Origin of the sequence: Mesorhizobium sp. M0184, from assembly GCF_040322215.1 — a bacterium.
Lineage (GTDB): Bacteria > Pseudomonadota > Alphaproteobacteria > Rhizobiales > Rhizobiaceae > Mesorhizobium.
On the sequence record NZ_JAMYSZ010000015.1, the window covers coordinates 93,391 to 106,648 of the forward strand.

Consider the following 13,258-nt stretch of genomic DNA (forward strand, 5'->3'; position numbering starts at 1 on the left):
CCGTATCCTACTCCGCCAGTGTGATATTCTCGTAGGGCATGTCGTACTCGGTCGCGGGGCTCTGGAAGCCCTTCACCCGAGCGGCATGCGCCCATATGCCCGGAACGAAGAGCAGCGGCGCGATGGCGTCGTTGTCGTGCAGCCAGTCATAGACCTTCTGTAGAGCTGCTTCCATCTCGCCTTCGGGCGCGGACATCGCGGCGAGCACCAACGGATCGAGGTGCTCGGGGTCGATGAAGAGCTTGCCGTCCACGCCGTTGTCATAGGTGGATAGGAACAGGCCCACCACAGTCCCGAAAGGTTCGTATGGCGCGCCGAACGTCTGGAAGAAAGCGAGATCGAACTTGCGCTCCGGAATGTCGCTGTGCCGCGAGGCATGATCCACCGAGCGGATCGTGAGCGTGACGCCAATCTCCTGGAGCTCGGACTGGATCACTTCCGCGACGGATCGGGACCCCGGTACTTGCTCCTCGCTAACGACCAGTTCAATGGCAAGGTCCTTGCCGTCCTTCTGCCTGACAGGCCCCCGGACCCAGCCTGCCTCCTCGAGCAGCGACTTTGCGGTCTCGGTATCCCGCCTAGGCACATCGAAGCGCTTCCCCGAATACGGAACGGTTTCGGAGAACAGGTTGCCAGTGGAGGTCGCCAGACCGCGGTAAAGCACTTGCGAGATCGCAGCCCGGTCGATGCCGAGGTTGATCGCCTTGCGGACTTTCGGGTCCCTCAGCGCTTCGACGCGGGAAGTGTTGAAGGCCATAATCATTGTGGTGGTGCCGGGATCGATGACGACATCGATGCCCGCTCCCTTCAGCGTCTCTGCTTCCGTTGCGGTCAAAGGCGACACAAACGCTCCGCCGATCAGATCCACGTCGCCCGCGCGCAACGCTGCCATGCGGCCGCGCGAGTCCGGAAGGACTTTTACCTCAAGATATTTGAAAGAGGGCTTGTCACCCCAGTAGGCGTCGAAGCGCTCGAAGGCACTGCCCTCATTCCCGGCAGTCGCTTGATGCCACGGTCCCGTGCCGACGGGTGCCTTATAGCTACCGTCCCCAGAGACCGACTTGGGGCTGAGGAGCCTGACTGGCCGGACGTAAGCGAACTCCTGGAGCAGGCCGAGGACCGGTTCCTTGAACCGGACGTTGACGTGATCATCGTCGACGATGTCCGTTCCGGCGTAAAGCCGGGACGAATTCATCCAGTTGTTCGCTTCGAGTCCGATCCACCTCTTCAGGTTCCATTCCACCGCCGCGGCGTCGAACGGAGTGCCGTCGTGGAAAGTCACGCCCTTGCGCAAGGTGAGCTTAAGCAGCCTGCCCCCGTCTTCGACCGACCATTCGGTCGCCAGCCCTGGCTCGATCTTACCGTCATGGCCGTATTTAACCAGCGGCTCGAAAACGAGGTCCTGAACGCCCCACAGGCCGGTGTATTTGTGAGGATTGATATCCCCGGCGGGCTTGGCGATCGCGATGCGAAGCGTGTCCTTAACCTCTGATGCCGCAACGATTGACGGCAGGATGGAGGATAGCGCCGAAACTCCCAGCAGTTTTGAGACGCCCGCCAGGAAGGAGCGCCTGTCTATTCGCATGAATTCGTTGTTGTTGTTCATTGTCATTCCCCTTTTTGTGTTCACTCACAGCATTGATTGCCGGATGTTTTCTTTGCCGAACCGCTCGTCGTCGATCCGTGCTTGGATTTGGGCCAACATTTTCTCGAGATCGGCCATGAGATCGTCGTGCGATTCCAACCCCACGCTGAACCGCAGAAGGAGGTCCTGCCCACTCCAAGTCGTCGCGGAGCGGTTGCTCTTCACGGGCATGGGGGCAACGAGGCTGCGTGTCCCACCCCACGAGGCGCCGATGGCGAACGTCTCTAGCGTATTGAGCGCCTCCGGCACGTGCGGCAGTGCTTCGGGAACCAATTCCACGCTGAACACTCCGCTCGCGCCGAGGAAGTCGCGCTTCCAGAATTCGTGCCCGGGAGAAGACGGCAGGGCGGGGTAGAGCACACGCTCGACGGCTGGGTGGCCGCGGAACCAGTTGATCATCGCCGTCGCGCCGTCGTGCGCGTGTTTCATTCGCACGCCAAGAGTCTCCATGCCCCGCAACACCAAAGAGGCGTCGTCGGGGGAAACACCGATCCCGGCGCGCCCCATAGTCGCCTTGAGCGCGTTGAAAAGCTGCTCGGAAGCCACCGTGATCGATCCCATCAGCACGTCGGAATGGCCCGAGATATATTTGGTGAGCGCTTCGGTCACGATGTCGGCCCCATGTACGAGGGGCTTGAAGTTAAGAGGGGTCGCCCAGGTGTTGTCGAATCCGACGAGCGCGCCGTGCCGATGCGCGATCTCGGCAATCCGCGGCAGATCCTGGACTTCCATGGTCGTCGAACCGGGGGACTCGCACCACACCAGTTTCGTGTTCCCGTCGATCCGACGTTCGAGCCCCTCGGGCGAAGTGGGATCGTAGTACTCCGCTCGGACGCCAAACTTTGCCAGATCGGTGTTCACAAAATCACGGACCGGGGGATAGGCCGTGTCCGCCACCAGTACCTTGTCTCCGGCATTGAGGACGGCGAGCATTGCGATTGCGTTTGCGGCCTGGCCCGATGGCGCGAGAAGCGTCCGGTGACCCTGCTCGAGCTGAGTGATCTTTTGCTCCAGTGTACGCGTCGTCGGGGTGCCGTAGAGGCCGTAGGAATAGCCGTCAGGCCCTCGCTGGCCGCGAGTGGCGTAGGCTGCGGCATCCGCGAATACGATCGTCGAAGCCCGATGGACGGCTGCACCCAGAGCCTCGAAGCCGTCTGTTTTGACTTTGGGGGTCACAACGCATTGGGTGAGATCGTTCATGCTTGCTCCTCATGTGTTGGAGACAGTTACAGCATGACAAAACCTATTCCGTCCAATATCAAGATCGGGATGTGCTATTCTCTCAGGTTATAGGTGCGCCATGAATCTTCGCCAGATCGAGGTCTTCCACGCCGTGATGACGATTGGAACCGCCTCACGCGCCGCGGAGATACTACGCATCTCACAACCTGCGGTGAGCAAGGCCGTCCAAGAACTGGAGCGCGACATCGGTTTCGCGCTCTTCCACCGCATCAAAGGACGGATGTCGCCGACGGCAGAAGGCAACCTGTTTTTCAGGGAAGTGGAGACCTCATTCTCCGGCCTCATCCATTTGAAAGGGGCCGCGGCGCGGATTCGCGACTTCGGTTCGGGGGAAATCCGGATCGCAAGTCTCTCCGCATTAAGTACGAATGTAATGCCAAAGGCATTAAAGGCATTTCAACACCGTCACCCTGACGTTGCGATCACCTTTCAGGCAAGGCTATCCTCGGAAGTCAAAGAACTCGTCGCCTCCGGCCAGTTCGACGTCGGCCTGGCGGCGGACGAGATCGATCTTGCGGGCGTCGAAGCCCACCCATTCCGGAACTACCGGGTCGCGATCGCCATGCCCAAGGGCCATCCGCTAGAGGGGAGGGAAGTGATCCGTCCCGCCGATCTCCATGGGCAGGCCTTCATCGCGTTGGCTCCGGAGGACACTACGAGACGGGAAGCAGAGGCCATCTTCGCTGATCACGGCATCAAGCCCAAAGTGGTTCTAGAAACCCCCTATTCCACCACCATCTGCTCGATGGTCAATGCGGGGCTTGGATGCGGAATGGTCAATCCTTTAACTGCCCTTCCCTATCTCAACGGAAACCTCAGCCTCCGTCCATTTCTCCCGGGAATCTCCTTCCGAACTCTTCTGTTGTTGCCACCCAACCGACGTCCATCGAGAGTAGTTAGCGACTTTATCGAGCAGCTGATGCGTATCGCATTGGAAATTGATGGGGCTGTCCAAACTTGACTTCACTTTCGTGAACGTCGGCTTCTGGGCCCCATGCCGTCACCCGCCAGGCCGCAATTAGGATAGCGCGCCTCGCTCAGCCGCAGCAGCGAAATTGTAACTGGGAGTTCGATGAGTGTGGGGAAGGCGGTAGCGCTCTCCCGCTACCATCACTGCAGCGCTAGGCGCTGTTCCTGGTTTACGATTTGGCAGGTTGAGAAGCTCCGCCAGCGCACCGCGAACTTTCAGCTCAACCTGTCCCCTACCCTCCGTCGGAATGATCTCGATCCCCGTGACCAGTGAGCGGATGATCCTCGCCGCCTGGTGCCGCTCACACTCGTCGGATTGCAACGCGTCCTGGAGCTCGGATACTTGCCGACGGTAAATCGTTACCGCAGCCGGATGAAACTCCGCAATGCTTTCCGCGGCCGCCATCGCCTGTAGCTCTCGGGCTAGATTCTCCTTTTCGCGCTCGAGGTCCAGTAGCTTCGATTTCATGCTGGTCGTCGCGACACCGTCAGCGATGGCATCGACGACGTTAGCGATCTGCCTGTCGATGCCGGCATGCCGCCTTTCGACTTCCCTTTGCCGCTCGCGGTTCATGGCGTTCAGTCGCTTATGCTCAGCATGATATTCAGCAAGGAAGCCCGCAATGGCATCTGGCGCCAGCAAGCGCCGCTGGATGCCTTCCAGCACACGCTTCTCAAGCTCGCCAACACGGATCGTTCTGTTATTGGTACAAGTGCCTTTCTCACGGTGCGCGGCACAAGCAAGCTGGTTCCTGTTCTTCACCGTATAGGAAGCGCCACAGCAGCCGCACCGCACGAGCCCCGGGAACATGTGCTTCGGCCGTCGGCGGTGATGGAGTTTCATGCCTCCATAAAGCTTCTTGCGGGCTTGCACTGCATCCCATAGCTCATCGTCGATGATACGCAGATGCGGCACTTCAATGACCTGCCAGGTTTCCGGCAGATTCGGCCGCGAGATGCGCTTCCCAGTCTCGGGATCCTTGCGCATTTGAAGACGATTGAAGACGAGCAGCCCGATTTAGGCTTCGTTGTAGAGAAAGCCGCTTCTCCGCTTGAGATTGCCATTGATGGTCGAGGCGCCCCACGCACCCCCAAAGGGTGATGGGATACCTTCCCTGTTGAGGCCTGCAGCTATCGTACGCGCCGATTGACCAGCCGCGAATTCCCGAAAAATCCGACGCACGACCTCGGCTTGATCCTCATCGATCTCGCGCAGACGGCGGATCGGTTCGCCGCGTTCATCGAGTTTTTTGACCACGCGATAGCCGTAGGAGAGGCCGCCGGCGTTGTAGCCGTTCAATATGCGGCCGCTTTGGCCCCGCCTGATCTTGGCGGCTAGGTCGCGCAGGAACAACGCGTTCATCGTTCCTTTCAGGCCCACGTGCAGTTCGTCCACGGCGCCCTCAGAGAGAGTGACGATCCTGACACCGGCAAAGCGCAGTCGCTTAAAGAGGCCGGCTACGTCCTCCTGGTCGCGTGACAAGCGATCGAGTGCCTCGGCTAGAACGATCTCAAATTGCCCGCTTTGAGCATCGGCGAGAAGCCGCTGGATGTCTGGTCGACGGATGACGCTTGAGCCGGATATCGCGGCATCGACATAGGTTTCAACGACAGTCCACCTCTCCCTGGCCGCGAGCTCTCGGCAAAGCCGCAGCTGATCCTCGATAGAGGCTTCGCGCTGGTTGTCGGATGAGTAACGAGCATACAGCGCGACACGGGTCATGAACCGCTCCTCTTCCTCTCTTTGTTAATGGCCGCCGCCGTCCCCACCCTCCCCTTCTGACGGTGTTTTTTCAAGAGGATGAACTTTGTTGTCGTTGGCCCCCTGCAATTCCTCGAAATGCTCCCGAGCAACCCGCCGACCCAACAAACGGGCGATCGACAGGACGGCTCGTTCAGCCATGTCTCGTGCCGACATCTCAGCCCTGTAGTCATGGCTTGCGCTGTCGCTCCCAGGTTTGGCCTCGTCCACCATGGCATGCCCGCTCTTCTGTGTAGATCAAGGGCATTGAGCGGCGTGATGATCAGCAAGACAAGTTCAGTTGCCGCGCGGTCGTACGGTGGCGTGCAAATACTTGCGCGCTGCGATTTGGGAATTCCGAAACCAAGCCAAACTGCCAAAGCTCGAGCCTCTTGCAATATCGCACGCAATATCCAATATGCTTGCGTGAGACTGCTTCTCGATACGGCGACCATGGTGGCGGCGATCCGAAGCGATGCCGGCGCTTCGCGCCAACTGTTGGTGGCAGCTTTGGAGCGCCGGCTGACGCTGATCGCTTCGGTGCCGTTGATGATCGAGTACCAGGCGGTCATGACAAGGCCTGAGCACCTTGAGGCTTCCTGCCTGTCGGCTGGGGATGTGAACGCGTTGCTCGATGCGGTGGCGGCCGTCGCCGAGCCGGTTCGCCTTGTCTTCCTTTGGCGACCCGCCGTTCGCGACCCGGACGACGACATGGTGCTGGAAGCTGCGGTAAACGGACTGGCGGATGCTATAGTGACGTTCAACCTGCGCGACTTCGGCAAGGTGGCCGAGCGCTTCGGTATCATGGTCCTGTCGCCGGGTGAGGCGCTGAGACGATTGGAGAGAAAGACATGAGGAGAAGCAATTTCGCACTGCGGCTTCAGCTCTCGCTTCTCGATGAGGCGCGCAAGGTGGCGGAGAGCGAGGGCGTGCCGCTCAACCAGTTCATCAATGTGGCAGTCGCTGAGAAGCTTTCGGCGCTGCGCACGGAAAGCTACTTTCAGGAACGCGCTGCCCGTGCCGACATCCCCAAGGCGCTGCACATCCTGAAACGGGCCGGCAAAGGGAAGGCGCCGATCAAGGGCGACGAACTGCCGGAGTAACCCAGCCTGAGGGGTGGAGCGGTATCGCTCGTACCGTAGCCTTGCCTGCGTCCAAAGCGGCCGCCGGGCCGAAAACTGCCGGTCCAGGCTGGCGCGGCACGCGCCACCGCGAAGCGGCTCTGGCCTTGACGGGCTGGCTTCGGTCCGGCTTTCTCTCGACAAGCGGGCAGTTCTCTTGCCGGACATAATCTCCCCATCTATCGGGAAGAGTCTGGACGAGCCTTGCCGGACGCTGCTTCCGCCACGGCATTGGGCGAACCCGCTTGAAGAGGGCGAATACCCGAAACCAGAATCGATACTCCTGTGTCCGCCCGTCGCAATACGCCGACACGGCGCACCAGGCGATTGCGGTTGCGGCTGGCTTTCCCCACAGGGCTGTCGCTGCCTCTGCAGCTTCAGGCACGGTCCATTTCTGCACGGCGGCATCGCGGTTGAAGGCATCCAGCAGATCGGGATCGCTCACCGCCGGATGGTGAGATGCCGCAAGAGTGCTCTGCGCTGGCAATTCCATGGCGGTTGAAGGGTGACGTGAGGCAGACGCTTCGCCGCAAGTTGAGGGGTTCTCGGCTGACGCCGGAAGTTGGGTTGGATGGGCTTCACAGCTCGCCTCCTTCTTCGTCTTTCAGGCGCGGAAACAGCAGCCAGCCCGCCGCTTGCCGAGCTTGCGACGCTGCTCGCCGCGAATGAACTGTTCCGGCATCGTCTGCTCGGCGATGAGCACCAGATCGCTGAGCGCCGAGCGGATTTGCGGCCAGGGGAACACGGAGCATTCCTCCCAGGCTTCGCCCTCGCGCAACACGGCATCGAGCTTGCCCGCCACACCGGCGAGAGTCGTAGCGGGGGTCGTTGAGAACGCTTCCAGCAGATCCTGTGCCCGGTCGCCAGCCTCGCACTCGGCCTTGAGCGCGGCGGTGTAACCAGCCTCCTCGGCAGCTGCATCCCAGCGAGCCTGATGTGCCGCAAAATCAGCTTCGGCCTTCTCGCGGAGAGCTGCCATATCCGGCCCCTCGCCGAGCACTTCATTGAGCGCCTCGATCGAGTGGACCGCCACGTCCTCACCCTCGGGCACGCAGACGGTCGCACAAGGAAAGCCGACGCCGATATTGAAAAAGCGGCTATGGATCAACAAGAATCGTATCACGGTTACGAAATGAATGCAGTTCAGTGCAAAATGGCACGTGTCGCGTTGGGCTGGGGAACTCGAGAGTTAGCCCTAAACGCAAACGTATCTCCCGATACCATCGCGCGGTTGGAAAGAGGCGAACAGCTAAAGAATTCAACCCTCGCCGAAATTCGTGCAGTCTTCGAAGCGTCCGGGATCGAATTCATTCCAGAGAACGGTGGCGGCGCTGGTGTTCGCTTGTCACAGCGTTCCGCTGGCGCATGACAATCGGCTTTTTTGAGCCGCCGCACATGTGCGGCTAGCGGCCCAAATGGGCGCTTCAGCGCCAACAGGCGAACCAACACGTACGTCCGCAATGGGCCTGATCCCGGACCTTCGCACCGAGCTCTCATATGTCCGCTCGCGTGCTGGGTACCCTAGCAGCGGACGGTCTGCTCGGCCCCATTTCTGCCGCCTCGGACCGCGTGGGTAGTGGGAGAAATACGGCCCGATTCCATTCATCCGCTCCCGGCTGTCGCAAAAGTTATATAGCGCAAACGATGACATAGGGGTTCTCAGTTTCATCCTGTCGGGCGCAGCATTGCCGCAGTTCGCTTGCCGACAACTATTCCTGCTGGAATTGACAGGGCCAATCTTCAGGCCTCGTCAAGCCAGAAGGCAACTCGGTCCGGGCGTCTCCGCAAGCCATGTTGAGCTGCCACTGGGACAGACCCACCGAATTGGAAAGGTCGACGCCCTCGATACGGGTCAGAAAGAAAAAGGCGCGGTCAAAGTCTATCGGCGCGGTGAACGTCGCTCCCCGGAAGTCCGCCCGTGCGAGATTGGCAAACGAGAAGCGGCTGCCGCTGATATCGGCGTCATGGAACTGGGCACGCCCCAATTCTGCCTTTGTGAAATCAACATTGGTCAGATTGGCGCCCTGGAAATTCGAGCGCTGTATTTCTGCGCTCGCAAACACAGCGCCCTGCGCGTCCATACGGCTGAAGTCGGTCCTGTAGGCCTCGATTCTGTCGAGCCGGGCGCCTTTGGCGGTCGAGTCGGCCAGGGAAGCACGCACAAGCGTTGCCTTCTCAAGATTTGCGGCAACGAGATTGCTGTTCCTGAGGTCGGTCGAAGTGAAATCAACACCGAACAGGTTCGCCCCGCTCAGGTCCTGTCCTTCTAGGATGAGAAGCTTCTTGTCACACTCGTGCCAATTGACGCCAGGCGTCGCGGCTGCGTCGCAATTTTGAGCGGCAGTGGCGTTCTGCCAAGCAAACACAGTGCAAACCGCTAGAACCAAGCCGGATGCGCCGTAAGCTCTGGTTCGCCTCAAAGTCATTGTTGCTGGACCTCTGCTACTCGCCGACACTCAACCTTACCACATCTGCTGACACTCGAGCCACGGTGACCACCGCCGTCACAGTTGGCGCATTTCTCATATTCAAGCTTTGATGTTAATCAACCGATCAACCCGCGCGTAGGGCGCGATTTGCGAGCGCCTCCCCATATCATCGGCGGTCCAGCAGAGATTCATTTGTCACAGGCCAGGCGCTTCATTCCGCAGGTATGCTTGACTAAGCCGAGGAGAGCGGTCGTTCAGGATGGCGCGGTCGCGTGCCAAGATTGGCCTCCGCTCTGGACGTTTGTCTCGCTAATGAGGAGCCTGCTCGGGTGCTGATCGCCACCGCCGGCGTCCGCTGCCGACAAGCGTGAATCCGCTTGGTTCCGCACCGATCGGTACTTCCCGACGGCGAGGTTGACCCGGCACGGGGTGCTCGTCGCGTATCCTGATTCCGCTGTCGCATGAACCCCACGACTTCGCTTAGCGAGGCCGAAGTTGATCTCTGCCATCTACCAGGTCCAACCATCAACCCCGCATATTTGTGTCGTAAGCTGACGTGCCGCGAATACCCGTTTTCGGTAGGCGGGCTTTATGGCGGGCGCCCAACCTATTCTTGTATTTTTATTGATCTAAACAATGACTTATGGCGGTGAGGGAGGATTCGAACTCCGCGCTTGGAAGAGCGTCCTTCTCGTCCTCACCGTGCAGGCCGGTTACTCTGGGCGGCAGAGTGCCCTTCCGCGCTTCGTTTCCGATATCAGCGCCGGCAACTGACCAAGGCATAGCGGGCTCGTAACGATAAGGACGGTTCTCGCCATTTGAGGACCGCAACGGGTTGGCGAGTCTAGTCTGAGCGATCAAGCCCGCGCTCTGGACGAGGTCCCATCCTCACAGAATGTTCGCCCACCGGGCCAAACGTGACGCAACGGAACGGATGGTTCACCCGTAAGGTCTTGGGGAGATTGCGAAAGGAGACCAGCATATGACCTGCGAACGAGACGTCGGCACGTTCGAAGAGCCCGTGACCGTTTTGCTGTCCTCGGGCAAAGTCAGTGTTTCGAGCACCCGCGAAGCCGCCGAAATGCTGCTTTACCGCTGGCCCATTGGAGAAACCGGGCGCCGCATCCAGGCTCGCATGGCGTGCATGAAGGTGCTCGGCGGCGGCAGCGCACCGGAGGTAGCGCGCGTGGCATTTCTCAACGCCGCCAAGGAAGCGAAAATCCTGACTGCTTGACATCTCGTCAACGCGTGCCCCACCACTGTCCATCGTGCATCACTCTTGCAGCGGCCATTACATTTGTGCAAACATCGTGCGTCGATCTCGCAAGGCATGATCGCTTCCGGTGTGGTGGTTTACGTGTCGTGCCAGCCGGTCGACTTCCGCAAGGGCGCGGCAGCTTTGATGGCGCTGGTCAGGGATGGTGGCCTGGACCCGTTCTCGGGGGCGCTTCACGTATTCCGTTCGAAGCGTGCGGACCGGGTTCGCATCGTGTGGTGGGACGGCAGCGGGGTTTGTCTTTATTCGAAGACTCTGGAAGATCACAGCTTCTGCTGGTCTGCGATATCGGCCGCGCGCATGCGTCTCGACCACGCCCAGCTGATGGCGCTTCTGGCCGGGTTAGACTGGAAAAAGATCCGTCCGGCCAGGATCAGGCGGCCGTTATCGACGGGCTGAAACCGGCCTGCGGCAAGATGAATCATGCGGCTGGAACGGTTGGGAAAGCGGCTGTTTTTGTGCTTTGCTGCCTGCCATGGTTCTACCGGGTCTTGCCCTTCCCGACGACGTTGATGCGCTGAAGGCGATGATCCTTTCCATGGCTCGCGAGCAGGCTGCGAGCGAGGCCCGGATCGTAGTCGCCGAAGCTCGGATCGCAGCCTCCGAGGCGGAGGTCGCCCGGCTGAAGGCCGTCGAGAAGAGCGCCAACGAGCGGATTGCCAATCTCACGTCGATCCTGAAGGTTTTGCAGCGCACGCAACATGGCACGCGTTCCGAGCGGCTACGCCTGGCCATCGACGACGAGCAGGCCTCCTTTGCCTTCGAAGAGGTCGAGACCGGCCTTTCTGCGATCCGCAGCGAACTCGATCACGCAGTCAAGGGCAAGCCAAAGCGCGCAGCGCGTCCACGCAAGGGTTTTGCAGCTCATCTCGAACGCATCGAGGAAGTTATCGAGCCGGAAATCCCGGGCGACTGCGAGGGGCTGGAAAAGGTTCTGATCGGCGAGGATCGATCCGAGCGGTTGGACGTCGTGCCGCCGAAGTTCCGGGTCATCGTCACGCGCCGTCCCAAATACGCTTTCCGGGGCCGTGACGGCGTGGTCCAGGCTCTGGCGTCGGCGCACATCGTTGAAAGCGGCCTGCCGACGGAGCGGCTGCTCGCCTATATCGCCGTGTCGAAATACGCCGACGGCCTTCCGCTTTACCGGCAGGAGACGATCTATCTGCGCGATGGCGTTGAACTCAGCCGGTCGTTGATGGCGCAGTGGATGGGGCACCTGGGCTTCGAGTTGCAGATGCTCGCCGATTACATCCTTGAGCGCGTCAAGGAGGGCGAAAGGGTCTTCGCCGACGAGACGACCTTGCCCACCCTTGCCCCCGGAGCGGGGAAAACCACGAAAGCTTGGCTATGGGCCTACGCACGGGATGATCGACCCTATGGCGGAACCAGTCCGCCAATGGTTGCCTATCGTTTTGAAGACAGCAGAGGCGCGGATTGCGTGGCGCGCCACCTCGCCGGATTCAGCGGCATCCTGCAAGTGGATGGCTACTCGGCCTATACCAACCTGGTCAAGGCACGGGCCAAAGCCGGCAGCAATGAAACAATCCGGCTCGCCGGCTGCTGGGCTCACCTGCGGCGCAAATTCTACGACCTGCACATCAGCGGGATCTCGCAGGCCGCGACGGATTCGATCATCGCCATGACCGAATTGTGGAAGGTCGAGGACGAGGTTCGCGGCAAGGATGCCGGAAGCCGCGCCGCGCTCCGTCAGGAAAAGTCCGTGGCCATTGTCGCGAGCCTCTTCGATCTATGGGAAGCGGAACTGGGCAAGGTCTCCGGAAAATCCAAGACCGCCGAGGCGATCCGCTACGCGCTCACCCGGCGGGAGGCGCTGGAACGCTTTCTGATGGACGGTCGCATCGAAATCGACTCCAATATCGTCGAGCGTGCAATCAGGCCCCAGACGATCACGCGAAAGAATAGTCTATTCGCCGGCGGCCAAGGCGGTGGACGAACCTGGGCTACGGTAGCCACCTTGCTGCAATCCTGCAAAATGAACAGCGTCGATCCGCTCGACTGGCTCTCCCAGACCTTGACCCGCATCGCTCAAGGCTGGCCGGCATCCGAGATCGAAATGCTCATGCCTTGGAACTTTAGGCCTGACGTTATCGGCTGACCGCTTACGCGCGATCAGCCTATCACGTACGATTTGGCTTTGCAGGCGATGCGGCTGGCCCGCGGCTGCTGACTAGAAGCGATCGGCCGAACCAAAGAAGAGGCGCTCCCTTGTTTCGCGCCGTATCCCCATCTAGCCTGCACTATTGTCAGTTGAGGTGACGGGTATGAAACAGAATCAGGTTGGCATTCAGCGATCATTCGCAAGCAACGCATTGGCCATCGGGCTTTTGATATCGAGCATATCTCTGGCAGGGTGCACTACAGTCTCAAATAGCGGTGCGGATGGTCGACGCCGCCGTCCGGCACCTATACGGATATTGTCGTTGTGACGGTCACCTTTTGAGATAGGCGCATGGAGCCGGCGCTTGCTGGGGATTGCCCAGGCCCGGCACGATGCTCCGCCCGACCCCCTACTCGTGCCGGGCACACTCCTCCGGCTCGTTAGTCACTGCTCTCAAGCGGCTCCCCTATCTCGAAGACGCTCCCGCGTGCTGAGCAGGCGGTTGATCAATTGACAAGCAGCGTGTGATCGTAAGGTTTCGCCAGCAGTGGTCCTCCATCGCACCAGCCTCCCGCATCGGCTGCGGCGTCCGATACCCTGACGTGAGGATCACCTTCACGCAAGGAGATCGGTGGGCGTATCCGGGCGGGCGCGTTGCGCAAGTCTATTTCGCGCCAAAAGGGGCGAGGGATGTCCTAGATTAGACTGGACCAGCC

At 60.3% G+C, this 13,258-nt stretch carries 14 protein-coding genes and 1 pseudogene; 7 read left to right on the top strand and 8 right to left on the bottom strand.

All coding sequences use genetic code 11. The annotated features are described in order from the left end of the window. Nucleotides 1–7: 7 nt before the first annotated feature. Nucleotides 8–1,606, bottom strand: a complete 1,599-nt coding sequence (locus NKJ23_RS19540) for an ABC transporter substrate-binding protein (RefSeq protein WP_352495656.1) — start codon at nucleotides 1,604–1,606, stop codon at nucleotides 8–10. 24 nt (nucleotides 1,607–1,630) lie between these two features. Next, nucleotides 1,631–2,845, bottom strand: a complete 1,215-nt coding sequence (locus NKJ23_RS19545) for a trans-sulfuration enzyme family protein (RefSeq protein ID WP_023680716.1) — start codon at nucleotides 2,843–2,845, stop codon at nucleotides 1,631–1,633. Nucleotides 2,846–2,945: 100 nt separating this feature from the next. On the opposite strand from NKJ23_RS19545, the gene NKJ23_RS19550 reads away from it, so the two are divergent. After that, on the top strand, nucleotides 2,946–3,848 hold the full coding sequence (locus NKJ23_RS19550; protein ID WP_023680715.1) for a LysR substrate-binding domain-containing protein: 903 nt from the start codon (nucleotides 2,946–2,948) through the stop codon (nucleotides 3,846–3,848). Nucleotides 3,849–3,905: 57 nt separating this feature from the next. On the opposite strand, the gene NKJ23_RS19555 is transcribed toward NKJ23_RS19550, so the two are convergent. The 3 genes and pseudogenes from NKJ23_RS19555 to NKJ23_RS19565 all read right to left on the bottom strand — a co-directional run bounded on the left by NKJ23_RS19555 (nucleotide 3,906) and on the right by NKJ23_RS19565 (nucleotide 5,759). Beyond that, on the bottom strand, nucleotides 3,906–4,700 hold the full coding sequence (locus NKJ23_RS19555; RefSeq protein WP_352681761.1) for a recombinase zinc ribbon domain-containing protein: 795 nt from the start codon (nucleotides 4,698–4,700) through the stop codon (nucleotides 3,906–3,908). A 27-nt stretch (nucleotides 4,701–4,727) separates the two neighbouring features. Next, nucleotides 4,728–5,579 (bottom strand): annotated as a pseudogene (locus NKJ23_RS19560) (recombinase family protein); the annotation flags it as partial. A 24-nt stretch (nucleotides 5,580–5,603) separates the two neighbouring features. Further along, nucleotides 5,604–5,759, bottom strand: a complete 156-nt coding sequence (locus NKJ23_RS19565) for a hypothetical protein (RefSeq protein WP_156948310.1) — start codon at nucleotides 5,757–5,759, stop codon at nucleotides 5,604–5,606. A gap of 114 nt (nucleotides 5,760–5,873) precedes the next feature. On the opposite strand from NKJ23_RS19565, the gene NKJ23_RS19570 reads away from it, so the two are divergent. Both NKJ23_RS19570 and NKJ23_RS19575 read left to right on the top strand, forming a co-directional pair. Next, nucleotides 5,874–6,452 carry a putative toxin-antitoxin system toxin component, PIN family gene (locus NKJ23_RS19570; RefSeq protein WP_352495715.1) on the top strand — a complete coding sequence of 193 codons (579 nt, stop codon included), beginning with the start codon at nucleotides 5,874–5,876 and terminating at the stop codon, nucleotides 6,450–6,452. Then, a complete protein-coding gene (locus NKJ23_RS19575) occupies nucleotides 6,449–6,700 on the top strand; it encodes a toxin-antitoxin system HicB family antitoxin (protein WP_352474558.1) in 252 nt (83 codons plus the stop codon). Before NKJ23_RS19570 ends, NKJ23_RS19575 begins: the two co-directional genes overlap by 4 nt. On the opposite strand, the gene NKJ23_RS34680 is transcribed toward NKJ23_RS19575, so the two are convergent. Beyond that, the gene (locus NKJ23_RS34680) at nucleotides 6,675–7,211 is read right to left on the bottom strand and encodes a Y4oE-related protein (RefSeq protein WP_502902550.1); all 537 of its coding nucleotides are present in this window, start codon (nucleotides 7,209–7,211) and stop codon (nucleotides 6,675–6,677) included. The two genes, NKJ23_RS19575 and NKJ23_RS34680, sit on opposite strands and share 26 nt — an antisense overlap. Nucleotides 7,212–7,322: 111 nt before the next feature. Beyond that, entirely contained in the window at nucleotides 7,323–7,829 is a 507-nt protein-coding gene (locus tag NKJ23_RS19580) for a hypothetical protein (protein ID WP_023722513.1), read from the bottom strand. A gap of 21 nt (nucleotides 7,830–7,850) precedes the next feature. Between NKJ23_RS19580 and NKJ23_RS19585 the strand changes: the two genes are divergently transcribed. After that, the gene (locus NKJ23_RS19585; RefSeq protein WP_352495714.1) at nucleotides 7,851–8,087 is read left to right on the top strand and encodes a helix-turn-helix domain-containing protein; all 237 of its coding nucleotides are present in this window, start codon (nucleotides 7,851–7,853) and stop codon (nucleotides 8,085–8,087) included. Nucleotides 8,088–8,427: 340 nt separating this feature from the next. Here NKJ23_RS19585 and NKJ23_RS19590 read toward each other — a convergent pair whose 3' ends face one another. Beyond that, nucleotides 8,428–9,144: a pentapeptide repeat-containing protein gene (locus NKJ23_RS19590; protein WP_352495655.1), complete on the bottom strand. Its 717-nt coding sequence runs from the start codon at nucleotides 9,142–9,144 to the stop codon at nucleotides 8,428–8,430. Between the two features lie 985 nt (nucleotides 9,145–10,129). On the opposite strand from NKJ23_RS19590, the gene NKJ23_RS19595 reads away from it, so the two are divergent. The 3 genes from NKJ23_RS19595 to tnpC all read left to right on the top strand — a co-directional run bounded on the left by NKJ23_RS19595 (nucleotide 10,130) and on the right by tnpC (nucleotide 12,539). Continuing rightward, nucleotides 10,130–10,381 (top strand): DUF982 domain-containing protein, encoded by a 252-nt coding sequence (locus NKJ23_RS19595; protein ID WP_023722956.1) that lies wholly within the window; start codon nucleotides 10,130–10,132, stop codon nucleotides 10,379–10,381. A gap of 96 nt (nucleotides 10,382–10,477) precedes the next feature. Further along, on the top strand, nucleotides 10,478–10,822 hold the full coding sequence (gene tnpB, locus NKJ23_RS19600; RefSeq protein ID WP_023722957.1) for an IS66 family insertion sequence element accessory protein TnpB: 345 nt from the start codon (nucleotides 10,478–10,480) through the stop codon (nucleotides 10,820–10,822). Between the two features lie 76 nt (nucleotides 10,823–10,898). Then, nucleotides 10,899–12,539 carry an IS66 family transposase gene (tnpC, locus tag NKJ23_RS19605; RefSeq protein ID WP_023722958.1) on the top strand — a complete coding sequence of 547 codons (1,641 nt, stop codon included), beginning with the start codon at nucleotides 10,899–10,901 and terminating at the stop codon, nucleotides 12,537–12,539. The last annotated feature ends 719 nt before the right edge of the window (nucleotides 12,540–13,258 follow it).